The 25,003-nt window shown below is 39.0% G+C and carries 19 protein-coding genes; 8 read left to right on the top strand and 11 right to left on the bottom strand.

What is annotated here, in order from left to right; genetic code table 11:
* Nucleotides 1-88 precede the first annotated feature (88 nt).
* Nucleotides 89-1,582, top strand: a complete 1,494-nt coding sequence (locus IPJ53_15395; GenBank protein ID MBK7800486.1) for a T9SS type A sorting domain-containing protein — start codon at nt 89-91, stop codon at nt 1,580-1,582.
* A gap of 247 nt (nt 1,583-1,829) precedes the next feature.
* Here IPJ53_15395 and IPJ53_15390 read toward each other — a convergent pair whose 3' ends face one another.
* Complete coding sequence (locus tag IPJ53_15390) at nt 1,830-3,146, bottom strand: cystathionine gamma-synthase family protein (protein ID MBK7800485.1); 1,317 nt, start codon at nt 3,144-3,146, stop codon at nt 1,830-1,832.
* Between the two features lie 134 nt (nt 3,147-3,280).
* Between IPJ53_15390 and IPJ53_15385 the strand changes: the two genes are divergently transcribed.
* Nucleotides 3,281-3,754 (top strand): Lrp/AsnC family transcriptional regulator, encoded by a 474-nt coding sequence (locus IPJ53_15385; protein ID MBK7800484.1) that lies wholly within the window; start codon nt 3,281-3,283, stop codon nt 3,752-3,754.
* A 791-nt stretch (nt 3,755-4,545) separates the two neighbouring features.
* Here the strand turns inward: IPJ53_15385 and IPJ53_15380 are convergent.
* The gene (locus tag IPJ53_15380) at nt 4,546-6,000 is read right to left on the bottom strand and encodes an SDR family oxidoreductase (GenBank protein MBK7800483.1); all 1,455 of its coding nucleotides are present in this window, start codon (nt 5,998-6,000) and stop codon (nt 4,546-4,548) included.
* Nucleotides 6,001-6,655: 655 nt separating this feature from the next.
* On the opposite strand from IPJ53_15380, the gene IPJ53_15375 reads away from it, so the two are divergent.
* Together IPJ53_15375 and IPJ53_15370 are read left to right on the top strand one after the other, a co-directional pair.
* Nucleotides 6,656-8,332: a T9SS type A sorting domain-containing protein gene (locus tag IPJ53_15375; protein ID MBK7800482.1), complete on the top strand. Its 1,677-nt coding sequence runs from the start codon at nt 6,656-6,658 to the stop codon at nt 8,330-8,332.
* A 45-nt stretch (nt 8,333-8,377) separates the two neighbouring features.
* Nucleotides 8,378-8,860, top strand: a complete 483-nt coding sequence (locus IPJ53_15370; protein MBK7800481.1) for a DUF456 domain-containing protein — start codon at nt 8,378-8,380, stop codon at nt 8,858-8,860.
* A 307-nt stretch (nt 8,861-9,167) separates the two neighbouring features.
* Here IPJ53_15370 and IPJ53_15365 read toward each other — a convergent pair whose 3' ends face one another.
* The gene (locus IPJ53_15365) at nt 9,168-12,479 is read right to left on the bottom strand and encodes a PD40 domain-containing protein (GenBank protein MBK7800480.1); all 3,312 of its coding nucleotides are present in this window, start codon (nt 12,477-12,479) and stop codon (nt 9,168-9,170) included.
* Between the two features lie 123 nt (nt 12,480-12,602).
* On the opposite strand from IPJ53_15365, the gene IPJ53_15360 reads away from it, so the two are divergent.
* Entirely contained in the window at nt 12,603-13,466 is an 864-nt protein-coding gene (locus tag IPJ53_15360) for a hypothetical protein (GenBank protein ID MBK7800479.1), read from the top strand.
* Nucleotides 13,467-13,590: 124 nt separating this feature from the next.
* Nucleotides 13,591-14,250 carry an NAD(P)-binding domain-containing protein gene (locus IPJ53_15355; GenBank protein MBK7800478.1) on the top strand — a complete coding sequence of 220 codons (660 nt, stop codon included), beginning with the start codon at nt 13,591-13,593 and terminating at the stop codon, nt 14,248-14,250.
* A 92-nt stretch (nt 14,251-14,342) separates the two neighbouring features.
* On the opposite strand, the gene IPJ53_15350 is transcribed toward IPJ53_15355, so the two are convergent.
* Genes IPJ53_15350 through IPJ53_15340 form a run of 3 tightly spaced genes read right to left on the bottom strand, consistent with a single transcriptional unit; the run spans nt 14,343 to nt 15,984 of the window.
* Nucleotides 14,343-14,813, bottom strand: coding sequence for an SRPBCC family protein (locus IPJ53_15350; protein MBK7800477.1), 471 nt, complete (start codon nt 14,811-14,813; stop codon nt 14,343-14,345).
* 3 nt (nt 14,814-14,816) lie between these two features.
* Entirely contained in the window at nt 14,817-15,287 is a 471-nt protein-coding gene (locus tag IPJ53_15345) for a tryptophan-rich sensory protein (protein MBK7800476.1), read from the bottom strand.
* 1 nt (nt 15,288) lies between these two features.
* Nucleotides 15,289-15,984 (bottom strand): SDR family oxidoreductase, encoded by a 696-nt coding sequence (locus IPJ53_15340; protein ID MBK7800475.1) that lies wholly within the window; start codon nt 15,982-15,984, stop codon nt 15,289-15,291.
* A gap of 92 nt (nt 15,985-16,076) precedes the next feature.
* Between IPJ53_15340 and IPJ53_15335 the strand changes: the two genes are divergently transcribed.
* A complete protein-coding gene (locus IPJ53_15335; GenBank protein ID MBK7800474.1) occupies nt 16,077-16,727 on the top strand; it encodes an NAD(P)H-binding protein in 651 nt (216 codons plus the stop codon).
* Nucleotides 16,728-16,753: 26 nt separating this feature from the next.
* On the opposite strand, the gene IPJ53_15330 is transcribed toward IPJ53_15335, so the two are convergent.
* Nucleotides 16,754-18,373, bottom strand: a complete 1,620-nt coding sequence (locus tag IPJ53_15330) for a T9SS type A sorting domain-containing protein (protein MBK7800473.1) — start codon at nt 18,371-18,373, stop codon at nt 16,754-16,756.
* A 260-nt stretch (nt 18,374-18,633) separates the two neighbouring features.
* On the opposite strand from IPJ53_15330, the gene IPJ53_15325 reads away from it, so the two are divergent.
* Nucleotides 18,634-21,699, top strand: a complete 3,066-nt coding sequence (locus IPJ53_15325; GenBank protein ID MBK7800472.1) for a CHAT domain-containing protein — start codon at nt 18,634-18,636, stop codon at nt 21,697-21,699.
* A gap of 163 nt (nt 21,700-21,862) precedes the next feature.
* On the opposite strand, the gene IPJ53_15320 is transcribed toward IPJ53_15325, so the two are convergent.
* From IPJ53_15320 to IPJ53_15305, 4 genes are all read right to left on the bottom strand, one after another.
* Nucleotides 21,863-22,474, bottom strand: coding sequence for a hypothetical protein (locus IPJ53_15320; GenBank protein MBK7800471.1), 612 nt, complete (start codon nt 22,472-22,474; stop codon nt 21,863-21,865).
* A 9-nt stretch (nt 22,475-22,483) separates the two neighbouring features.
* A complete protein-coding gene (locus IPJ53_15315) occupies nt 22,484-22,900 on the bottom strand; it encodes a BrxA/BrxB family bacilliredoxin (protein ID MBK7800470.1) in 417 nt (138 codons plus the stop codon).
* 76 nt (nt 22,901-22,976) lie between these two features.
* The gene (gene rfbA / locus IPJ53_15310) at nt 22,977-23,855 is read right to left on the bottom strand and encodes a glucose-1-phosphate thymidylyltransferase RfbA (GenBank protein MBK7800469.1); all 879 of its coding nucleotides are present in this window, start codon (nt 23,853-23,855) and stop codon (nt 22,977-22,979) included.
* Between the two features lie 99 nt (nt 23,856-23,954).
* A complete protein-coding gene (locus IPJ53_15305; GenBank protein MBK7800468.1) occupies nt 23,955-24,956 on the bottom strand; it encodes an energy transducer TonB in 1,002 nt (333 codons plus the stop codon).
* Nucleotides 24,957-25,003: the final 47 nt, after the last annotated feature.

The following is a 25,003-nucleotide window of genomic DNA, read 5'->3' as shown; positions in this document are numbered from 1 at the left end:
TAAAATTGGAATAACATCATAGTGCAGGGTATCTTGTAGATCTCTTACTGTACATATTTTTTTTCTCCAATTGATTAAAGCATAAAAAATGAAGACATTTATTTTTTTGGGTCTGTTTATTTTTATGAACAGCTTGCTCATTCCGGTAGCCTTCGGACAAAGGGTTCTTGAAGTTGGTCCGGGAAAGGCCTACACCAATCCTGGACTGGCTGCGAGAGTGGCTGTTCCTGGAGATACCATTTTGATTTATCCAGCAAATTATTCGGGGCCTTTTTTTATTGAAAATTTAAAAGGTACGCCGTCCAAATGGATTTTCATGCGCGGTACAGATGCTGCACGTGTAGTGTTCAACGGTGGATCTGAATCCATGCATTTTACGGATTTGCAGTATGTGCATTTATCAAACTTTACCGTAAGAGGACAGAGTGGAAATGGAATGAATCTGGACGATGGTGGAACATTCGAGAGTGCCGCAAAAAAAGTGGTGATGGAGAATATTGTCTTTCGCGACATGGCTGCCACTGGTAACAACGACATGCTCAAACTTTCCGGGCTGGACTCTTTTGAAATTATCAATTGTCAGTTTGAAAATGGTTCAACAGGTGGATCAGGCATCGACATGGTCGGTTGTCATTATGGTAGCATACGTCAATGCCGATTTGTACAACAAGGCAGCAACAGCATACAGGCAAAGGGTGGGAGCAGCAATTTGCACATCGAAAAAAATTATTTTATCAATGGAGGACAACGCAGTCTGAATTTGGGCGGTAGTACCGGGCTTGCTTTTTTTAGACCTCCGGGCGCCAATTATGAAGCAAAAGACATATTGGTCAGTGGTAATATTTTTGAAGGAGCTGTAACGCCTATTGCTTACGTCGGATGCCGTAATGTTCAGGTAGTCAACAACACTATTTATCATCCTGAAAGATGGATCATGAGAATTTTGCAAGAGAGTGCAGACACCAGTTTTTTTCAAAGTTGTGCAAACAATGTTTTTTCAAATAATATTGTTGTAGTCAACAACAGTCTGTCCACAGATGTCAACATTGGTCCCAACACCTTACCCGGAAGTTTTAAGTTTTCGAATAACTTATGGTATCATGATGCGAATGCCGGATGGCGTGGGCCACAATTACCCGTAGCGGAAAGCATGGGTTTGGTGCAACGCAATCCATTGTTTGTTCAGGACGGCGGCATAAATTATGGAATAGGGACATCTTCTCCTGCCTTCAAAGCAGGATTGAAACAGGCCATTGTATTCAGTGATTACAGATCTAGATCCTATAGAAACCCACCAAGCATCGGTGCCATGGAGGTGCCGGTACAAACACAAACACTTGCAGAGCCTAAGCAAAATGCGCATCCGTATTTTTATCCAAATCCAACCACAAAGGTTATTTACTTTTCAGAAATGGTGGAAGGAAAATCTGTTAGTATCTACAATGTAAGTGGAGCGTTGGTAAGAAAGTTTGATGCAGTCAAGGCCGGAGTTGAAATATCTTTAGACGAACTGTCAGACGGAATTTATTTTTTAAAGATAAAGGATGATTCCGGAGTCTGCAAGTTGATAAAAATGCAATAGTCTTCGCATCTGAAAGAAGGAATAAATTTGGAATAGTCCAAAGCTTAGACTGATTTATATAAAATTAGGTATATTATTGGGATCTAAATTCAGATCTGCATTTTTTTAATAATATTGTATAAATTATTTCTTGATGAATCGCAGAATGCAGTAGCAACATTTTTCGAAATCATTTTATATTCTGGCAGAAATCATTCTATGATTCATGTTTTTTTTACCAAAGGAAATAATTTTTCCCATGCAAAGACTACATCACCACCAGGGCCGTTGTGTGCGTTGGGCCATGATGCTCAATTGAATTTACTTCTTTCGTATCAATAGTATTTAACGCAGCATTTAAATCCCACCACAGATCCTCTACATGTTCGACACCAACAGATAGACGGATGAGGTTAGGCGTAATGCCAAATTCAATTTTTTCTTCAGGTGAAATTCCGGCATGCGTCATGGTTGCCGGATGTTGAGCGAGTGATTCAGTGCTGCCAAGACTCACCGCCAGTTTTACAATTTTCAGATGATTCAGAAACATGAAAGCTTCTTTTTCACCCCCATGCAAAACTAAAGAAATCATTGCTCCCGGGGACAGACATTGTTTCTGAAAAATCGCATACTGCTTTTCATCTTGTTTGTCGAGCAGCCCCAGATAAAGCACCTTTTTAACTTTGGGATGATCCTTCAGACGGAGTGCTAATTCAGCGGCATTTTCGGCTTGTTTGTCCATGCGAAGTTTGAGTGTTTCCAAACTGCGCATCAGCAACCAGCCGGTATGGGGTGCGATCATGTTGCCAAGAAAGGTACGCAGGTTTTTCACCCTGTTGATAAGTTCGGAGTTGCCGAGGCAGGCACCTGCAATGACATCGCTGTGACCACCGATGTATTTGGTTGCCGAATAAAAAACCAGATCAGCCCCATGCTTCAACGGATGTTGCCACAATGGCCCCATGTAAGTATTGTCCACAGCTACCAGTGCCGGTCTTTCAGGGTGTCCGAAGAGATCTGCTATCTCTCTGCAAAGATGGATGTCTACCAATTCATTGGTTGGGTTGGCAGGGGTCTCCAAATAAATCATGGCGAGCCTGTCTTTACCGTTATTTTTTTCGAGCAAACGAATCATCTCAGCTTTATCGGCATGTGCGGGGAATCCAACCACCTCAATCCCGAATTTAGTCAGAACCTGATGTATGAAATGACTGGTGCCGCCGTACAACGGATTGCTGTAAAGAAGCAGATCACCGGGTTTGAGGAATTCAAACAGCGCTGTGGTGATGGCCGACATCCCGCTTTCAAAAACCGCACAGGCTTCTGCTTCATCCCAAAGACAAAGTCGCTCTTCCAAAATTTGCATGTCGGGATTGTTCAGTCTGCTGTAGATGAGCCCAGTCTTTTCTTTCAATCCTTTTTCCCTCAAGCCATAGGCAACTTCAAAAAACGCTTTTCCATCTTCGGCAGAGCGGAAGGCAAAGGTAGAAGTTTGGAAGATAGGACATTTTACTGCCCCTTCGGACCACTCAGGATGGTAACCGTAGGACATCATTTGTGTTTCCGGATGAAGTTGCTTTTTCATATCGTTTTCTTTCCCACAAATTTCTGTCAGGCGCTGACATAATTCTTAATTATTTTAATAATTTAGAAAATATTGCTAATAATATATATAATTGTAGAAATAAATGCTTTAGAATTTAAAATGATTATCCATCTATGGAAAAAAAATCTGATTTTTTGGATGCTGTTGACTTAAAGATTTTAAGGTTGCTCCAGGAAGATGCGACCTTGACCAACAAACAGCTCGCGGCAAGGCTCGACCTGACGGTAACACCTGTTTTTGAAAGGGTTAAAAAATTAAACAGGGATGGGTATATCCGTAAGTATGTGGCTCTGTTGGATCGCCGGAAGAATGCGTTTGAATTGCTGGTTTTTTGTGAAGTCTCCATAAAGGAACACAACAAGCAATACTTGAAAAAATTTGAGAAGGAAGTGAAGGACTTGCCGGAAGTTATGGAATGCCATCACGTGACCGGAGCATTTGACTACCTTCTAAAAATTGTAGTCAGTTCGATGGATAAGTACCAACATTTTATAAAAGAAAAATTGGCTGCCATCGATCATATAGGTAGGGTAGAAAGCCACTTCGTCATGAGTGAAATCAAAAACAGCACAGCCTTGCCGGTATAGTTATTTGATTTTGTTTTGAATAAGTGTGGTAAAGGAAGTACCAGATTTAAGTTACGTCAGTTTGACGCTAGGATGACTGAACGATCTCTGCTTCAGCAGAGTATCGTGCGACAGCACGATAAGAGAAGGAACCGCGAAAGCGGCTAACGGAAGAATTAGAGAATTAGAGAATTGGAGAATGAGAGAATGAGAGATGACTGAACGATCTCTGCTGTAAGCAGAGTATCGTGCGACAGCACGATAAGAGAAGGAACCGCGAAAGCGGCTAACGGAAGAATTAGAGAATTAGAGAATGAGAGAATGGAGGATGACTGAACGATCTCTGCTGTAAGCAGAGTATCGTGCGACAGCACGATAAGAGAAGGAACCGCGAAAGCGGCTAACGGAAGAATTAGAGAATTAGAGAATGAGAGATGACTGAACGATCTCTGCTTCAGCAGAGTATCGTGCGACAGCGCGATAAGTGATGGAACCGCGAAAGCGGCTTCACGTACTTTTTAAATGTTACTACTTTTAATCACAGTAATGTTTGACGCTGTGAAGCATCAAACAACCCGATTCCGTTAGTTTGACTCTGTGAATTATCAAACAACCCGGTTATTTCGAGTCTCCTAGCTTGAAATTTACGTATACGCAAATGAAGTATTTTTTTGATCACTTTTTGTGGGCAACGTTTGTCTTTTTATTAACTAATTAGCTCATTAGGTAATTTTCAAATTCTTAACGAGATGTTTAAAAAGTACCATTTTTGATCTACGTCAGTTTTACGTTGGGAAACATCAACCACGGAATTACCAATCAATCGGCCTGTAATCTTTTAAAAATTTTCCGCACCAGTGCTCTCCGGTTAGTATTCCATCAATAAATGGATCACAGATTCGCGCTGCCCCGTCCACAATATCCAACGGGGGCTGAAAATCGTGTGTTTCCGATTTATGCCGGGCCAATTCTGCAGGGTCTTCGTCCGTAACCCAACCTGTATCCACCGCATTCATGTAAATTCCATCTTTTGCCAGTTCCGCTGCAGCTGTGTGCGTCATCATGTTCAATGCTGCCTTTGCCATGTTGGTATGAGGATGTCTGGCTGCTTTGGTAAATCGATAAAATTTACCTTCCATCGCAGTAACGTTGACGATATGCTTGTGCCCTGTCAACTCCTTTTTCATCAAATGGAGTAAACGGTTGTTGAGAATGAAAGGGGCCATGGCGTTTACCAGTTGGACTTCAATCATCTCGGCAGTTTCAATCTCTCCAAGTTTATACCTCCAGCTATTGGTCGTCCTTAAATCTACCTGCTGGAGGTCTGCGTCCAGCTTACCTTCCGGAAATACTTCATGGCTCTGCAAACTCTGGTCAAAGCGGTAGGGGATTTGAGACAGGTCGGCAGAGGATCTGATCCCTACACTGTTGTCCGGGCCATGCCAGGAAAGTGGCAGATTGCTTATCTCACCTAAAGCGGGTATGCCTTGTTGGAGTTCACTTTCAAGCGTTTTCATTTTCTTCAACAATTGCCGTGCTCCTTCCGGCAAACTATCAAATGACCTGTGCTCGGTGTCCATCAGATGTGCGTAAAATCCGGGTGGGCGTCTGACTGTCTGCGCAGCATTGTTGATCAAAATATCCAATCGATCGTAATGGCTCTCCACATACCTTGCGAATAACTCTACACTGGGCAAATGTCTCAAATCCAAACCGTAAATGTCCAACCTGTTTCCCCAGGAAGCGAAATCTTCTTCTTTGCTGAATCTAATTGCAGAGTCAATAGGAAAGCGCGTAGTGGCTATTACGCGGGCTCCTGAACGAAGCATTTTTAAAGTGGCCTGATATCCTATCTTTAACCGGGAACCGGTGATAAGGGCCACCTGACCGCTCAGGTCACAGATCTGGAACCGTTTGGCATAATTGAAATCTCCGCAAGGGGTGCACATGGCATCGTAGAAGTGATGCACCTCCGTGAATTCTGCTTTGCAGATGTAGCAATTGCGGGGCGAAGTCAGGATTTTCCTTTCTTCATTTTCGGTATTGCCAATGGGTAGTTCTTTAGGTGCGACGAAAACGCTTTCTGTCCGGGCCTTGCGAATTCCCGTCGCGGCACGGGCGTGTTTGTCTTTGGTGCGGGCTTTTTTAGCTTGTTCTTTTTTGATGGTTTTGTTGCGGCTTTTCAATTCGACCCTATCGGGTCTGGAGAGTTGGCCGGCGGCTTTAAGCAATGCAATTCTTTGGTCTTCTTCCAAGGCAGCAAGCATCTCGGGGTGTTGGTTTAACAATCCAAGGAGGCGCAGGCTTTGCTCTATTTCTGAAACTGTGATTTGCGGGGAGGTTTGGTTATCTGAGCTCAAGGCTGATCATATTTTTTGCAAAGATAAGGTTTAGGTTTGGTGATTAGGCTTTCCGTTGCTTGTACGAAGATGTCACCCCTACGGGGTTTATTGCTGTGTGGTTGTTGCTTGTACGAAGATGTCACCCCTACGGGGTTTATTGCTGTGTGGTTGTTTTGTTATGAAGATGTCACCCCTATGGGATTTGTTTGACAGGAGTTGTCGTTAGTAAGATTTTACCCCTACGGGGTTTTATGTGAATGTTTTATGTCTATAGCAAGATGAGTGGCTTTTATAGAGTGAATAAATCCCGGAGGGATGTAATTGTTATAATTCAACGTAGAAAGGCGAAAACGAACCCCGGAGGGGTGACATAAGTCCTATCTGTAATGCATCTCACGTAAAAGAGTCAACCCTTCGAGATTCGATAACGTTCATACAATGAATTATTCCTTTGTGAGGTTCTGATTAATTTTTTTTTGATTATTTCAATTTTTATAGAATTTTGGTAATTGTGTGATAAGTACAGAGTGATAATTCAATTAATCAAAAAAAACTAGTATCTTCAATCGAAATCATCGTTTTGGAAAGTTTTAAATTTACGTTTTTCTTATTATTTGCCACTTATGCCCTCCAAGGTCAAAAGCTTTTGGAATATGCTTTTCAATCAGGTCAAGTCCACATGGATTTATTAACCCATATAGACTCAAATATAGTAACTTTAGGATCAGATGGGGAATGTGCAGGGGCGTCAGTATATGCTTTTTCTGATAAAGAGGCTATCATTTGGAAACATGACATAAATTTCAACGGATATACAGTTGGTACAGATATTTTACGGTTAGATAATAATCGAATTGGTGTGACAGGTAAGGATCAGATTGCTGATGATGTGCTTGGCGTTTATGGCATATTTTTTATTGTTTTTGATAAATCCGGAAATAAAGTTGATGAGTTGTATTTAATCAATGAAAAGTTTTCTGGAGACTTACAACCTCAATTGTTTTATGGTCAAGATTCCAATTTGTATTTGTCAGTTTTCAATACAATTTATCACATTATAGATGATGGTTCTCAAGTTCATATAGGTGATTCTTCACTAACCAATTATCCTATTCAATTTATCCAATCATCTAAGGATGGAGTTATCTATTACTCAACGTACAACACGGTTTATAAAGTTAGCCCTCAAGAAGAAATGAGATTATTTACTTTTAATTCTGTGGTGAAAGATTTTAAATTAAATGAAGGTAAATTGTTCTGCCTTGCCTCAAAAGCAGAGAAAAAGTCACCTTTGTTTGTATATCATATTACTGAAGACACTATTCAATACTTGAATTTAGACCAAGATTTAAAAAATATTTATGGGTTTGATATTGATTTAAATAAAATAAACATTTGTGGTCAGGACAAGAATAACTTTGGAAAAATTTTAACCTTAGATTTATCTGGTAAAGTCATTAACTTAGTTACTGCTAACTATCCGAATTCTTGGTTTGAAAAAATAACTTCATTTGGGAATAAGGTATACTGCATTGGCCAACAAAGCATTGGTGAGTATAACCATACAAATAGTTATGAAGTTAATTATTATTTTTTAAAAGGAATTGAAAATTTCCAAATTGAATACAGTGAAGTGGCTGACATTAAATTAAATATTCTAAAAGTTGAATCACAGGTAATTGATAGCACCATCAGCCCATTTGGTGTTTTATATAAAATTGCAAATAAGGTATTTTATAAAATCACCAATGAAAGTGAAAAAATAGCCAATACCCAATATGTAGAAAGTAGTATTTTAGGAGGATTTAATTGTTTGAAATATTTTTATTCTAATAAAATTGGTACAATTTTATTACCACATGAATCCATAGAATTGCAAACGGAGGCTTTAGTATGGGGATATACTCTCCAGAAAAATTTTCCCATTTTTCTTTCCACTTTTGCACCAGATCATTTGATTGATCCTAACCCTGACAACAATTTTGACATTAAATCTGGGACAGTATCTACACAGAATATTAATCAAATTGACAACTATAAAATTAGTCCGAATCCTGCCTCTGATGAAATATTTATTAAAGACATTGCCGGATCATCACACTTTGAATTATATTGTTTTAATGGTAAACTGGTTGCAGCCAATTTATTGTCAATAGAGGGTCATATTAATATTCAGCATTTATTGCCAGGTATTTATTTTTTACATATTCTTGAAAATAGTGGCCAACGGAGAATTTTTAGATTTGTAAAGTCTTAAAGAATTAAAATCAAAAAGTTTAACAACGAAATTGCAATTTATTATATGGAATTTGTCTGGATTGCTTTGGCTTTGATATTATCTGTGGTAGGAATTATCGGTAGTATTGTTCCGGGACTTCCGGGTCACCCGTTGAATTACGTCGCTGTTTTGATTGTCCAGTATTTTTATAAGCCTTTTGATTTCTGGACTGTTATTCTTCTGGGCATTGCGACTGTTGTGATATTTTTTTTGGATTATTTAATTCCTGCATGGACTGCTAAAAAATATGGTGCCACCAAGCAAGGCATAACAGGAAGTATTATAGGAATGGTAGCAGGAATGTTTTTTACTCCGATAGGTATGATACTGGGTACTTTTCTTGGTGCAGTGATCGGAGATATGATTGCAGGACGCAATGTTCCGGATGCAACCAGTTCAGGAGTGGGCACTTTGTTTGGTACTTTACTCAGCATCGGATTTAAAGTTATCCTTTCGGTGCTAATGAGCTCAATGATTGTTTTTGAGTTGATAAAAATCTGGATGTAAAAAATAATATAATTTTTCCGATATGCATTTATTTGGAAGTCTAATGTTCACATTTTCAAATTAACTCATCAGCTAATTTTTTTTGTTACCGCTTTCGCGCCTGCCTTTCGACGCAGTCAGGCAGGGTTCCTTCACTTATCGTGCTGTCGCACGCTAAACTGCTTGGCGCAGAGATCGTTCAGTTATCCATTAGCAAATTAACTCATTATCACATTAGCTCTTTCTCTCGTTAGCCGCTTTTGCGGTTCCTTCACTTATCGTGCTGTCGCACGATACTCTGCCGAAGCAGAGATCGTTCAGTCATCTCTTATTGCCCTTCCATCATCAATCCCTGGCAACTGCAATTCACGCCATGACTGGTATTGCTCTGACCATTTACATCAAATGGAAAAACCGCACCTGGCAATTCCCAATAAAATTTAGTTCGTTTTTTATTCTCAGGATAAATTTGCTCCATGTCCTCTGCGTTGTACAATCGACCATTGATCATGGTGTGTGTAATTGATTCTGAATTTCTGATGTCATCCAGTGGATTTTTTTCCATAATCACGAGGTCAGCAAGTTTGCCGGCTTTGATGGAACCGATTTCCTGATCCATTCCGATGTATTTTGCACCGTTTAAAGTGGCAGACCTTAATGCTTGCATCGGACTCATTCCTCCCTGTACAAACATCCACAATTCCCAATGTGCCCCAATACCTTGAATTTGGCCATGTGAGCCAAGGTTGATGTTTACACCATTGTCCTGGAGCGCTTTGCACGACTTGGAAGTAAGGATGTGTCCATTGTCATATTCTTCCTGCGGAATCATGGTGCGGTGTCGGGATCGTCCGTCTATAATATGTCTTGGTGTAAAACGCAAAAGCTTTTTGTTGTTCCACACTTCAGTATTTTGATACCAATAGTATTCACCATTGACTGATCCGTAGTTTACGATAAGTGTTGGTGTGTTGTGCGAGCCGGATGCTTTCCAAAAATTAAGAACATCTTTGTACAGAGGTGCAACCGGAATGTTGTGTTCGACTCCAGTGTGTCCATCTGCAACCTGACTCATGTTGTGGTAAAAAAATGAACCGCCTTCAGGGACAACAAGCATGCCCAATTCTTTGGCTGCCTTGATGACCATTTGTCTTTGTTCTCTTCGTGGTTGATTGTAAGATTTAACAGAAAAAGCACCCCATGATTTAGTGCGTTTTAAAGCAAATACCGCATCCTCGTATTTATCGATGGTTGCCTTGAAATCTCCATCTGCACCATAAAGGATGGTTCCGGTACTAAAAATTCGGGGTCCTACCATCGCGCCCGTTTTGACCATTTCAGATTGTGAGAATGCCATTTCGCTGTTGGTCGAAGGATCGTGTGTGGTGGTTACGCCATAAGCAAGATTGGTCCAGTATTGCCAATGTTTCTGAGGACTTAATCCGTAACGAAATGCCCCCACATGAGCATGTACATCAATCATGCCCGGCATAATGGTTTTGCCACTTAAGTCCATTATTTTTGCGTTGGCTGGTATTTTGGATTGAAGTGATTCTAAAGTTCCCACTTCTTTAATCTTATTGTTTTCAATCAGAATGCAACCATTTTCGATTACCTGATTTCCTTCCATGGTGATGATGCGCGCGTTGGTTAATGCGATGATTCCTTTTGGCATATCCGAAGGAAGAGATAAATTTATTTCTACAAAATTACTGTCGTATGGTGGAAGAGAATCAGTTTCATTGCGCAGGAATTTGAAGCGATCTCTGAGTTCTTCGGTGTAGTATTCATTTCCCTGTGTCCAGTGGAGTTGCTTGCTGTCTGACGACCAATGCAAACTTACACCCGCCTTATCGGTGACTTGCGCCATAGGTATTGCATTGGTTTCTTTATTGAGTACAATTGATTTACCGGGTAAGGGCATTGCAGCAATATACACTTTGTACAGTTCGGTGAACGCTACCCATTTATTGTCAGGACTTGGAACGAATTGATTGGCATACGTACTCGTAAAAATGGTTTTTTCGTCTTTTCCATCCAGACCAATTGATTTTAATGATTTACTTAAACTTCCGAATAGATAGCCTCCGGTCTGAAAGAATATGCGGTCATTATTATTTGAAAAATAAGGGTATTCGCCACCAGGACTTACCAAGGTCGCTTTTCCTCCTGATGAAGGCATGATATAAATCCCCGGATTTTTTACATACTGATATCCCTGATGATCGTTCCCGGCTTCTTTACGGTACACTACCATTTTTCCATCCGGAGAAAAAGAAGGCGTGCGATAAATTCCTTTTTCCGAAGTGAGTACGGTTTTATTGCCAGTGGCTAAATTCAATCTGATGATACTTCCCATTTTTTCGTCATCCCATATTACATAAAGCAGTTCTTTTCCATCAGGAGAAAAGGAAGGTTCGAATTCCAAATGGGTGTCAGTTGTCAATCTTTTCGGTTTGCCTTTTGGTAATTGCATTTGATACAATTGCCCCACCGCATTAAAAACAATCATCTTGCCATCAGGACTTGTTTTGGTTTGTCTTAATGCGTGAATTTTTATTTCCGGTGCGAAACAAATTTGTTTGCTTTGACATGGTTCAATTAATGTATGTTCAACTTCCACTTTAAATGGAATGTTGGTAATTTCTGAAGTTGCAATGTCAATTTTTTTAATTTTTCCCTGAGCCCAGATGATGATGGATTTATCATCCGGAGTCCAATTGAATCCTGTGTAGATTCCAAACACTGTCCATGCTTCTTGTTGGTCCTTACTGAGTTCAGAGCAGATCATTTTTTCTTCACCGGTAGCGAGGTCATGGATTATTAAAGTAGTTTTAGTGCGATCACGACGAATGTAGGCGATCTTTTTTCCATCTCTGGAAAGTGTGGGACGAAATGCAGATCCAGGACCACCAATTACATTTTCTACTTTACCTTCTTTTCGGTCATATCTTCTAATGATGAATATCTGATTGTTGGGGTCTTTGTTGTATTGGAAGGATCCTCCATCATACATGTCTTCACTGAAATAAACATATCTTCCATCCGGGCTGCAGTAAGGTTCATTTACATCTTGTTGGTCATTTTTGCGTTCTGTAAGTTGGATGCCACTTCCACCTGAATAGTGATACATCCACATTTCTCCTGCTCCGAGAGATCGTTGGCTGGTAAAATGTTTTCTTGCCACCAAATATTCTCCATCCGGCATCCATACTGCATTGTTCAGAAGTCTGAATTTTTCTTTGGTTACTTGTTGTGGATGACTGCCATCTGCATTCATGATCCAAATATTGTCACCGCCTCCGGCATCACTGGTGAAACTTATTTTCTTTCCATCCGGACTGTATCTGGGTTGAACTTCATAGGGCAGCCCGGAGCGAAGAATACGAGCGCTACCACCTGCCATTGGGATGGTAAAAATATCTCCCATCAAATCAAATACTATGGTCTTGCCATCAGGACTTACATCCAGGTTCATCCAGGTCCCTTCCTCTGTAATAAGTGTAAAAGACTTAGTCGGAAGATCCGGTTTGGCAACATCCCATTTAGCCTCTTCTTTTTGTGCTTTTGTCGGATTGCTGATCAGTAAACCGGTTATTAATATCAGAAATATCTGGTATTGACGAAGGTTGAATGGCATACTTTGTTTGTTTAAATGATAAAAGGAATGGCGAAGATAGTTAACTTTCCGCTCTGAAAATGCTTGCCTTTAGTCTTGTGTATTCCTGAATAAAATTTCATTAACTACTGACAATTTAGCTATATGGTTATTTACAACCCCAAAGATTGGTGGAAACTTATTTTCAATTTTCATAAAAGCGATACATTCAGGATGATGTGGCCCGGAATTTTGGGCGTAGCAGTTTATACCGGAATTGTAGCCTTTTTGGAAAATGAAATTTTTCATGCTTCCTTTAAGAATACTACGGCCATTCATTCTTTGGTTGGTTTTGTTTTGTCTTTACTGTTGGTATTCCGTACGAACACAGCCTACGAAAGATGGTGGGAGGGGAGAAAGCTTTGGGGTAGTTTTGTAAACAATTCAAGAAATCTTGCACTTAAATTAAACAGTCTTGAACTGGACCCCGATATCAAACATACCTTTAAGTTATTGCTGACCAACTATGTATATGCCGCAAAGGAGTCGCTGCGTGGAAAATTGCATTTGAAGAATCTGGGATTTAATGAGCGCTATCCAATCGAATATTATGAATCACATCACCACATACCCAGCCGTATCATGCAGGCGATCTATACAGAAGTGAATCATTTGTTGAAATTAAAAATTTTATCTCCGGAGCAAATTCTTTTTATCAACAATGAACTTCAATCTTTTTCGGATAACATGGGTGCCTGCGAGCGAATCAAAAACACACCAATTCCCTATTCGTACAGTTTGTTTTTGAAAAAAGTGATTTTTTTATACATCTTCACAATGCCCATTGGTTTTGTGAGAGAATTTGGATATTGGGCGATGCCAATAGTGGCTTTGATTTTCTATATTTTTGCCAGTATCGAGCTGTTGGCAGAAGAGATAGAAGATCCATTCGGTACAGAACCCAATGATTTACCTACAGATCAGATCTATGCGATTATCAAACGGGATGTGCATGATATTTTGGAATAGACTGATTACTAATTAGGTTTGTTTGATGATTTTTTTTTGAAACAACTTTAGGAAGCTGTTGTTAATTTGAAATTGTGATTTGACTTTTATTGTTACATTTTTTATTCAACCAAAAACATAAGTTATGAAAATTGGAATTCTTGGTACTGGTACGGTAGGAGATACTATTGGGTCTCGTTTAGTCGAATTGGGTCATGAAGTGATGATGGGATCACGTACTTCAAATAATGATAAAGCGCAGGCATTTGTACAAAAGCATGGTCAATCAACGACAAGTGCAGGCACATTTGCGGAAGCAGCAGACTTCGGAGAAATTTTGTTCAATTGTACCAAAGGCGAAGTTTCCGTTGAAGCAATTCTTGCAGCCGGTCCAGGAATAGCAGGAAAGATATTGATAGACGTGGCAAATCCACTTGATTTTAGTCATGGCATGCCACCCGGACTTATTCCTGCATTATCCAATACCCATTCTTTGGGAGAAGAGATTCAGACAAGATTTCCAAAACTTAAAGTGGTCAAAACTTTAAATACCATGTGGTGTGGCATTATGGTGAATCCCGCCATGATCAATGAAGGAAATCACACCAATTTTATTTGTGGTAATGATGAGGATGCCAAAACCACAGTAAAGAAATTACTGAATGAGTTTGGCTGGAAAGATGAGCATATACTTGATCTTGGTGACATCAGTTCGGCTCGAGGGACAGAAGCAGTGTTACCGGTATGGTTAAGAGTTTATGGAGCCAAAAAAAGTGGTGCGTTTAATTTCAATGTTGTGGGTTAAAAAAAAACTGTAATAGTCCTGTGTTGAAATTTTACAAAATCTCAATTTCAAATGAGTCAAATCAGATTAGATAAAATTTAATTGACTTATTTTTATTCGGGGAATTCACCAAACATTTCTATTAATTTTCGATGTCTGAAGCTAAATATTTCTTCTAATTGATTTTTAATGAACATGCTTTGGGCAATGTCTCCAAGAAATCCAAAAGGTGGAACATAATGAATGAGATCGACCATCATAACGCCATTTGGAATGGCTTTTAAATGATGCTCATGATGCCAGATTTTGTAGGGTCCCGATCTTTGTTCGTCTACAAAATATGTTCCCTCTTCAACGTGTGTAATCTCCGTAAGCCATTTCATTTTTATACCCAGTAAAGGGCTCACATGATAATGGATCAGCATTCCCGGATATACTTTTTCCGGAAGGTCCTCTGTGAGGATGTCAAAACCCATATAGGGCGGGGTAATTGTTTTGAGATTTTTTGGAGCGGACATAAAATCCCATACAACATCTAAAGTCGCAGGAATTTTTTGCGTTTTTTGTAAGGTATAGAGCGACATCAATTATTTATTTAAGTACCAGATAGAAGCGTTCAGGACAGTTGCAAAGCTTACCCACAATAAATATGGAATTTGGATGTAACCGGCTGTCTTATTAATCTTGACAAAAAGTGAAATCATGGTACTGATGAGCCACCAAAGAAGCATAATGTCTATAAGTGCTAAAAGTGGACTTCTTAGATAGAAAAATAAAAATGACCACAAAAAATTAAGCAATAACTGAGCTGAAAAAACAGCAAGTGCCCGGGTTCTGAATTTAGTTGCATCACTGTCCCAAATCAGAAACAAGGAAATCCCCATCACCAGATATAATACTGTCCATACCGGTCCAAATATATAATTGGGTGGGTTAAAAAAGGGCTTCAAGAGAAAGGGGTACCATTCATTAATTCCTTCGATGGTCAATAGCCCGGAGGTTGCTCCGACCAACATGGTTATGACCATACAGAGTAAAAGCAGAATTAATTTTTTCATATCACAAATTAATTGATGAAAGTCCACCGTCCACGTGTATAATCTGACCGGTCATCCAGGAAGATTCCTCGGAAAGGAGAAACGCTGCTGCAGAAGCGATGTCCTCCGGTTGTCCAATTCTTTTTAATGGATGTCTTTTGGCATTCGTTTCTATTTTTTCTTCGGTATTCAACAACATGGATGCCAAGGGAGTATTCGTAAGGGAGGGCGCAATACAATTAAATCGTATTTTAGGTGCGTATTCTGCAGCAAGGGATTTAGTTAAACCTTCAATTGCGCCCTTGGATGTTGAAACAAGACTGTGGTAATTAAAACCTTTGCCAACTGCAATAGAAGAGAAAAAAACCACCGAAGCCTGGGTTGATTTTTTGAGTCTTGGCAGCACTTTTTGCAAACTTTTTGCTGCATGAATGACTTGCAAAGTGAAGTCCTCTGTAAACTCCTCCGGGCTTATTCGCTCAAAGGGTTTTAATTTAATGTTGCCGGGACAGTAAACAAAGCCATCAAGATTTTCAGGGAGAAAGTCAAAATTGCTTTGGTCAGAAAGTACATTCAGTTCATGATATTTAAGATTTAATCCATCTACTTGTCCGTTCTTATGGTAAGTACCATAAACGGTATGCCCTTGCCCACTCAATTGCAAGGCAATCGCTCTTCCTATTCCTGAGGAAGCACCAAGAACGAAGTAGTTTTTCATTGGTCAGTTAAACAATAGAGAAGACCTAATGGTTTAATCTCTGTTGGGGATTTACAATTTAATAAATTCATACAATTAACAAATACAATCTTATGAGGGCTATAGTAATGGGAGCATCCGGGTTGACAGGATCATTTTTGTGTAAGCAATTGTGTGACGACCCTAACTTTCATTCTGTCAAATTGTTGGTGCGCAAATCGATTGGTATGGTGCATCCAAAAATAACAGAGTGTATGGTAGATTTCAACAATGTTGAAAGCATCCGATCTCATATGGATTGTGAGGTGCTTTTTTGTGCAACAGGCACCACCATTAAAAAAGCCGGATCCAAAGAAAAGTTTATACAAGTAGATTATGAGCTTCCCTTGCGTTGTGCAAAAATTGCTGCAGAGCAGGGAGTAAAAAAATTAGTAATCGTTTCTTCCATTGGTGCTGATAAAAATTCCGGTAATTTTTATCTGAACACAAAGGGGAGATTGGAAAGCGAATTAGAAAAACTTCCATTTAACTCTATTCAAATCATGCAACCAAGCCTTTTAATGGGGCCTAGAAAAGAAGATCGGTTAGGTGAAAAAATAGCCATGTGGATTATGCCATTGATGAGCAAAATATTTTTTGGACCCTTGACAAATTACAAACCCGTTCATGTCAGAGATCTTGCTTCAGCAATGATAAGAGCAGCAGGTCAATCGACAGAGGGAATAAAAAGATGGAAGTGGAGGGAGATCATTATTGCCAATTAAACCTCAAGATTTAAAGAAGATAAAATTTATTTTATTATTTTTCTTTGAAGTGTGCCATTTTTAGATCTTATAGACACTATGTAAATTCCAGGAAGCAGTTGATCAAGCTCAATTAACTGATGACCTGGTTGTATTGGAGCAGTAAACATTTTTTTGCCTTCCTGACTGTAAATATTTAAGATCCCTGTGATTTCTGATTCCACTGTAACATAATTTCTAAATGGATTTGGAAAAATGTTTAGTTTTGGAAAAGTCGGGTTAAAAGTTTTGGTATTAATTTTAGAATCAAAAGGGATGGTGTCTAATGAAATTTTCCACCCATTATTAGCGCAGCAACCGGAATAGGCTCCCCGATAAGTCCAGTCATAAGTATCCTCATTAAAATCCTTATCATAAGCAGTTAGATTTTGAAAAATGCTCCGGTCGGTCATAGTTCCTTTGAGTTGTCCTGTTTGTGGATAAAGATTGGTTTCTGATAAACTTTTGGATGCATTCAAAAAGTACTTATCTGCATTTTCGTAACTGTCCGTAAAATTGTCAGACTGATTTATAAAATTACTGATGGCTTGTGTGGAGAAGACCGCATTTGAATAGCAATATTGTGTGTAATTAGGATGAGGGTTAAACAATCTAAGACATCCAGTGCCGGTAGCTGACCAAATGGTGTTGTGAAATACTTTTACATCCTGTGGATTTACACCATTGTGCGGAGTGAAGTATACGGTGCGGTATCCCGGAGGATCAAAGTGATTTATAAAAATGTTGGAATACAAATTTATATTTCCTGTTCCCTGGAAGAGAGCTTCAACAGGATTGTTGTAAAATAAATTTCCATAAATTTCATAATAATCCTTAGATCCCCATCCGGAAGTTGGAAATCCACCTACTAATAAGTTGGGGCGTGCATTTCCCCCAGTAGAAGAACTTTGGTCTTTGGTGAATACATTATAGCGGATGATGGTTTTTCCATGAATTCTTGTTTCAGGAAATTCATCACGTACGCCATTCAGCTGATGTTTAATTTCGATGTTGTAACCGACGGTATTTTTTATGAGATTATTTTCAATAATTCCATTTACAAAAGGCATGTTGCCGGATGAATTGCCGAGATACATTCCGGTTCCGGCACCGATGATAATATTGCTTCTTATGATCCAGTTCCATGTCGGACATTTAGTGCTGATGCCTACTGCTTGTTGATCAACACCATAATTTACAATATTTAATTTCTCAATGGTTACATGGTGTGCCCAATTACCGGCTGTACCTTCCGCTTTTACAGCATCCACAAATTTGTTTTTTCCATCCAATTTAAAATTGCTCAAAATCAGATAGGAGCAGCGGGTGAGACTTACCGTATTGCAGCAGGATTGTGCTTCAAACATAGTGCCCACTCCTTCTCCCATAATAGTAATGGGTTGGCTTGATGTTCCCTGAATGTCTTTTAGTGAAAGATTATTCAGATAACTGCCTGCTGATAGAAATAGTGTGTCGTCAGGTCTTAAATTTCCTAAATGGCGGGTATAATCAGAAGGCGTAACTGTAATTTTATTTGCATATAAAGATTGAATGAGCGTCAAAATAAGAATTAAAATATTCAAAATGCTTCTGAGCGAAGATTTAATATATGTTTTTGCTGACTTCATACTTAAAGATATCAATCATTTTAAAATCCTTTGCCTTCGTAAGATATAGAATTATTTATTACTGGTGTGATACTACTTTTATTTCTTTGGTCTTTTGTCATAATTAGCAGTCGAATTGTATTTAAGTAGAATCATAATTTGACGAAATCAATATTTTATTAACCTGGCAGGTTAATAGTTATGTTTTTTATCCATTCTTGAATACTTGTTGATGGTTATTATTTCAATGTTATACCAAATCTTTGTCTAATTTTGTGACCATGAGGAAGAGTCTTTTATTATTTCTAATTGTTATTTGCCTGCCGATTCGGTCATTGACACAGGTGCTTGATTCGGTATCCATCAACATTTTTGACAGTCTTTTAATCAAGGCTCAGGCAATGATGACTCAGAAAGATTTCTCAAGTGCATTAATTAAGTTGTCCGAAGCGGAAAAGTTGCTCCTGGAAAAAAATGGGGTGGAAACGGTTCAGTTTGGCGACGTAAGATTTCTGCAGGGAAGAGTTGCTTATCTTAAAAGGGATTTTCCACAAGCTGAAGCTAACTACAATGATTCAAAGAAAATCCGGGAGAAATTATTGGGTAAAATGCATCCTGAATATACAAAATGCATTATGTCAATTGGCGTACTGTATTATGTTCAAGGTAAATTTATGCAGGCCGAACCATATTTTCTGGAAGGAAAACTGAATTATGAAAAAACTGTGGGGACTGAGAATTTGGATTATGCAAAATGCATGAATAATCTGGCAGGTATTTACAATGAACAAGGTTATTATGAAAAAGCAGAAGCCTATTTCAAAAAGAGTAAAGAATTATGGGAGTCTAAGGCTCCGGAACATCCAAATTATCCAATTAGTATAAACTCTCTGGCAGTGTTGTATACCAATATTGGAGATTATAAAAAATCCGAATTGCTGTATATTCAAGCCATTGAGGTTAGAAAAAAAATGCTTGGCGAAAACCATCAGGACTATGCAACCAGCTTGTCAAATCTAGGGGTGCTTTATGCATTTATGAGGAATTTTGATAAGGCTGAAAAATTAATTCTTCAGGCTTTGCAAATTAAAGAAAAGTTATTTGGTAAGCGGAGTGAAGCTTATGCGACCGATTTAAATAATCTTGCCTTGTTGTATAAGCAAATGGGAAGAGAGGAGGATTTAGAAAAAAGCTTTCTGGAGGCAATGTCAATTTGGGAAGAAACATCCGGTAAGGAAACAGCCAGATTTGCCACCATTTTGAAAAATTTGGGAGCTTTTCATTTGGAAAAAAAGAATTATAGCAGGGCGGATTCACTCTTCAGGATTGCTTTACCAATTTATGAAAAAGTAATTGGTAAATCTCATCAGGATTATGCCAATGTACTTTCTTATCTGGGTTTTATAGAAGCTGAAACAGGTCATTTTGCAGAGGCTGAAAAATATTTTTTGGACGCTAAAAATATTATGGAAACCAGTCTTGGTACGAAGAATGAATATTTTACGCATTATCTGATCGCTTTGTTTCAGCTTTATTGGAAATATGGGAATTTTAATTCTGCAACACCTTATTTGGTTCAGGCACTGCACAATGATATGAATTCTCTTAATACAGCGAGTACCCATCTTTCAGAAAGGGAATTAAGTTCATTTATTTCTGATTTTTCCAGGAGAATTAGTTTTACGTTTTCATATATAATGCATAGCGAAGATTTAACCGCAGAATGTTATGACGACATTCTTTTTTTTAAGGGATTTTTATTAAATTCAGGAAGTCAGTTAAAAAACTATGCCAATTCAGATACTATTTCATCCGAAAATTTTAACCAACTCAGGGCTGTTCATCGTTTGCTCGCAACGGAATACAGTAAGCCTATTGCCAGTCGTAGCCATGTAGCAGAGCTTGAAGAAAAGGCCAACTCCCTTGAAAAGTCACTCATTCGAAATAGCAGACAATATTCTACTGCCAAAAATCAAGTGAGTTGGAATCAGGTGTGCAATAAATTAAATTTCGGAGAAGCTGCAATTGAGTTTGTGCATTATAATTTGTTTAATCCTGCACCAAATGACAGCATCCTTTACGCTGCTTTGATTCTAAAGAAGGGAGATAAAAGCCCAAAGTTTATTTCACTTTTCGAAGAAGGAGAATTGAGTTCATTGTTACAGTATAATTCCGTAAAAAAGGCTGATTATGTCAACAGTCTGTACAATATTTCTGATCGAGGGGCATCAGTTCATAAGAATTCGGCGAAGTCATTATATGGGCTGATATGGAAACCACTGGAAAAGGATTTGGCCGGAGTGAATAAAATTTATTTTTCTCCTAGTGGATTGTTGCACAGATTGAATATGGATGCTGTTCCTGTGGATCAAGATTTGATACTTTCTGAAAAGTATCAATTGATAGAGCTAAACAGCACCCGTCAATTGGTGTTTCCGCATATAAATGACGTAAAAAACAATTTGGCAGTTTTGTATGGGGGACTTCTTTTTGATTTTGACAGCACGCTTTCCAATGATGAATTGCAATATGCTTCCCGCAATGAATTATCAAATACTACTGATATCTCTGCAAGCAGATCAGGAAGTTGGAATTATCTTTTGGGGACTGAGCGTGAGATCAATTCTTTAGAAAAAATAATGAGGTCTGCCGGATTGGAAGTTGATACTAAAAAAGGTTTTAATGGCACCGAAGATTCTTTCAAAAGAATTGCAAAGAATTCTTCAGGATCGCCAAGAATTTTGCACCTCGCAACTCATGGATATTTCTTTCCTGACCAGGTGAAGGCTGAAAAAAACAGAGTGGTTTACGACAGTGCAACAAGTTGGAAAAACAAATCTGACAGTTTAGTGCAAGTTGCTGCGAACACGGCTTCACTCAATACAAAAGTGGAGGCAGAAACCAACGAACCTGTATTCAAAAACTCTGAGAATCCTATGATGCGGTCAGGATTAATAATGGCTGGAGGGAATCCTGCCTGGTTAGGAAAAGAAACAATGGCAGACAAGGAAGATGGTATATTAACTGCCTATGAAATAAGTCAAATGAATTTATCAAATACTGAATTGGTGGTGTTGTCTGCCTGTGAAACAGGCCTTGGCGATTTACTAGGCCATGAAGGGGTTTATGGCTTACAGAGAGCATTCAAAATTGCGGGAGCAAAATATTTGATCATGTCCCTATGGCAGGTTCCTGACAAACAGACTTCATTATTGATGACTGCATTTTATAAAAAGTGGCTCGAAGAAAAGATGACGATACCCGCTGCTTTCCAATCCGCTCAAAAGCAGCTCAGGGACAATGGGCTGGATCCATACAACTGGGCGGGTTTTGTCTTGGTGGAGTAGGGGCTTATAATTTTCCTTTCAATTTCTTTAGGAAGTTTCACCCGAACAAGATTATATTCAATCCTTACTAAAAAAAATTTCTGGGTTAAATAAAACTGACAGAAAACCCTTAGGATAGTTTGATCCTAGTACATGCTTTTAGTAATTTAAATCTAATTGTATTTTACTTTTTACCCTTTTCTTTGGTCATCAAGGCTACTTCATCTTTCATTGAATTGATGAAATCATTGCTGTCTGAAATTATTTCATCAATGGTACTCGAGGGCGTGTCTTTACTTAATTCTGTAATGTTTTTAAGTTTGCGTACGATCGCATTCTCTTTACTTAGAATTTTACTGTATTTCAGAAGTATTTCAGTCTCGGATCTTTTTGCCATTATATCAGACTTGCTGGCATTTACGATTTGGCCGTCAATATTGGTGTTGTAGCCTTTTGGCAATTCAGCTTCATTAAGACTGTCGCGCGTTATTTTAGCAGGCTTGATACGACGGGTACGTGCAGATATGCGTGCATTTAATTCCTGATGTTCATCATTCATCCGAACTTTCAATTTTTCCAATTTTGAATTGAGGTAATCAAAATTATCTGACTTGGCTGTTTTGGAAAATTCCTTGACCAATTTAGTCATTTCTTTAATGTCTTTTGCTTCCTTTTTTATTTCCTTTTTAGTATAAAGAGGTTTATACTTGATTATGGAGTCTGTATTTACAGCTGATTTTACTTCAGAAAAACAAATAACCAGGCCAGTGATGGCCAAAATAAATTTTAATCGCATTGGTTTCAATTAATTACAATACATGTTAAATGCAGAAGTGAGATTGTCTGCAATCATTTGAGCAGATCTGCCTTCGATGTGATGACGTTCGAGCATGTGTACCAATTTTCCATCCTTTATCAGGGCTATTGCGGGAGAAGAAGGAGGGTATGGTAAAAGAAACTCACGAGCTTTGGCAGTTGCTGCAGTATCCACGCCGGCAAAAACGGTCACCAGATGATCAGGTTTTTTATCCTGACCAAGGGCGATTTTTACCCCTGGACGAGCATTTGCGGCAGCACATCCACATACAGAATTTACTACAAGGAGCGTAGTGCCTTGATTACTTGTCAATTTTTGGGCAACATCTTCAGGATTGCTTAGACTCTCAAATCCAACCTGGTTTAATTCCTGGGCCATTGGCCTTACTAATTCTATTGGGTACATGATCTTATTATTTTTGGCTTAGTTAACGCTTGAAAGTCTTCCTTTGTTTTAATTTTTTTTAAGTTCTGTTGCTCGTTCAGGCTTTCGGGTCTGTTAATTTTAGTAATTTCAGCAGATATTCACCATAATTGCTTTTTTTCAATTTTTCTGCTTCTCTGGCAAGACCTTCCCGGTCAATGTAATTCATCAGGTAGGCCACCTCTTCCAGACAGCCGATTTTAAGTCCCTGGCGCTCTTCAATTACCTGAATAAACTGGGATGCCTGCATTAATGATTCATGGGTACCGGTATCCAGCCATGCAACACCACGTCCAAGGACCCCGACCTTAAGTTTATTGCGCTCCAGATAGGTTTTATTTACATCGGTGATTTCGTATTCACCTCGCGCAGATGGTTTTAAATTTTCCGCAATATTGACAACTTCATTGTCATAGAAATATATCCCGGGGACCGCATAATTTGATTTTGGATGTGAAGGTTTTTCTTCTATGCTGATGGCGTGAAGCTGGTCGTCAAACTCCACCACACCGTAACGTTCCGGATCGGCCACAGGATATGCGAATACGATTCCACCGTCAGGCTGAGTGCTTTCACGGAGCAACTCGGGTAGTTTATGGCCATAAAAGATATTATCACCCAGTATCAAACATACCGAATCCTTACCTATAAACTCTTTTCCCAAGACGAATGCTTGTGCAAGCCCGTTAGGAATTTGTTGTTCCTGATACTCCAGGCGGATGCCCAGATTTGATCCATCACCTAGTACGGATTTAAATTGCGGCAGATCTCTCGGTGTGGAAATGATTAAAATCTCACGAATTCCTGCCAACATCAGCGTGGATAAGGGATAATAGATCATGGGTTTGTCGTACACAGGCATCAGCTGTTTGCTCATGGCCAATGTTAGTGGGTAAAGTCGGGTCCCTTGTCCACCGGCAAGAATGATTCCTTTCATATCAAGTAATTTTGAGCCTTTAAAGGCCGACAAAGTTAAGGGATATTGGTTAATCCCGAAGTAAGGAGAATCTACAATCTGGAAGAAATGGCTGGAACTTTATTTTTTGAGTATAAATTTTACCGGAAGGTTGAATTCAAAAGCCACCTCCTTGCCCTTTCTTTTTGCAGGTATATAGGGCGGAAGGGCTGCCAGAAATCGAAGAACTTCTTCATCGCAACCGCCACCAAGTCCTCTTGTGATTCTGGGTGAAACTATTTTTCCTTGTGTGTTTACAATGTATTTTGCATAAACCACGCCCTGAATTTTTTGTGCTCTGGCGGTATCGGGATATTTAATCATCCTATACATGGAATCCAGCATTAGCTTTTTACTGCACTCTTTTGGATCTGGATCATCGGCACAGGATTTGAAAATCGGTTCCACATCAGCTTTGTTGTACACATCTTCATATACAATTCGTACTTCTTCATATCCGGTAATACTGTCCATTGTATATATAGTGTCTATGATAAATCCCACACTATCCTGATTTTCTTTAACCATATTTTGATCGGAAAAATCAGAATTTACGGATATCGAATTCAGGTTTTCAAAATTCACTTCAAGCTTAAGTTCATAAGCTACTGCGAATCCATTTCTTTTGGCAGGAGCGTATGGAGGAAGAGAATAAATAAATTTAAGTACTTCTTCATCGCAGCCACCACCAAGTCCTTGAATGATCGTAGGCCGGACGATGTTTCCACTTGCATCCACCACATATTTGGCATATACAAATCCTTGAATATTCTGCGCCTTTGCAGCATCGGGATATTGAATTCTTTTATATTTCCATTCCTTCAGAATTTTTTTATTGCACTCACGAGGATTGGGATCCTTCAGGCAACTTTTGAAAACCGGAGGGATTCCACCTCTGTCATAAATGGTCGTCTTGGATACCAAGGTATCTTCGAGGCCACTTGTCGGATTGGTCATGATCAGTGTGTCTGCGAGATAGCCAACACTGTCTGTGTTCTGCGACTGCGCTTTTAGGCATGAAGAGGAAAAGCAAAAATACAGCAGCACACAAAATGAATATAAAAAGTAACTTAAGTATCTCATCAGAGGTGGAGTTTGCTACAAATATAAGCTTTGGTCTCTACCCTTGC

The organism is Candidatus Vicinibacter affinis, assembly GCA_016714365.1.
GTDB lineage: Bacteria > Bacteroidota > Bacteroidia > Chitinophagales > Saprospiraceae > Vicinibacter > Vicinibacter affinis.
Note: the sequence above shows the minus strand (reverse complement) of the source record. Positions and strands in the feature narration are given on the sequence as shown.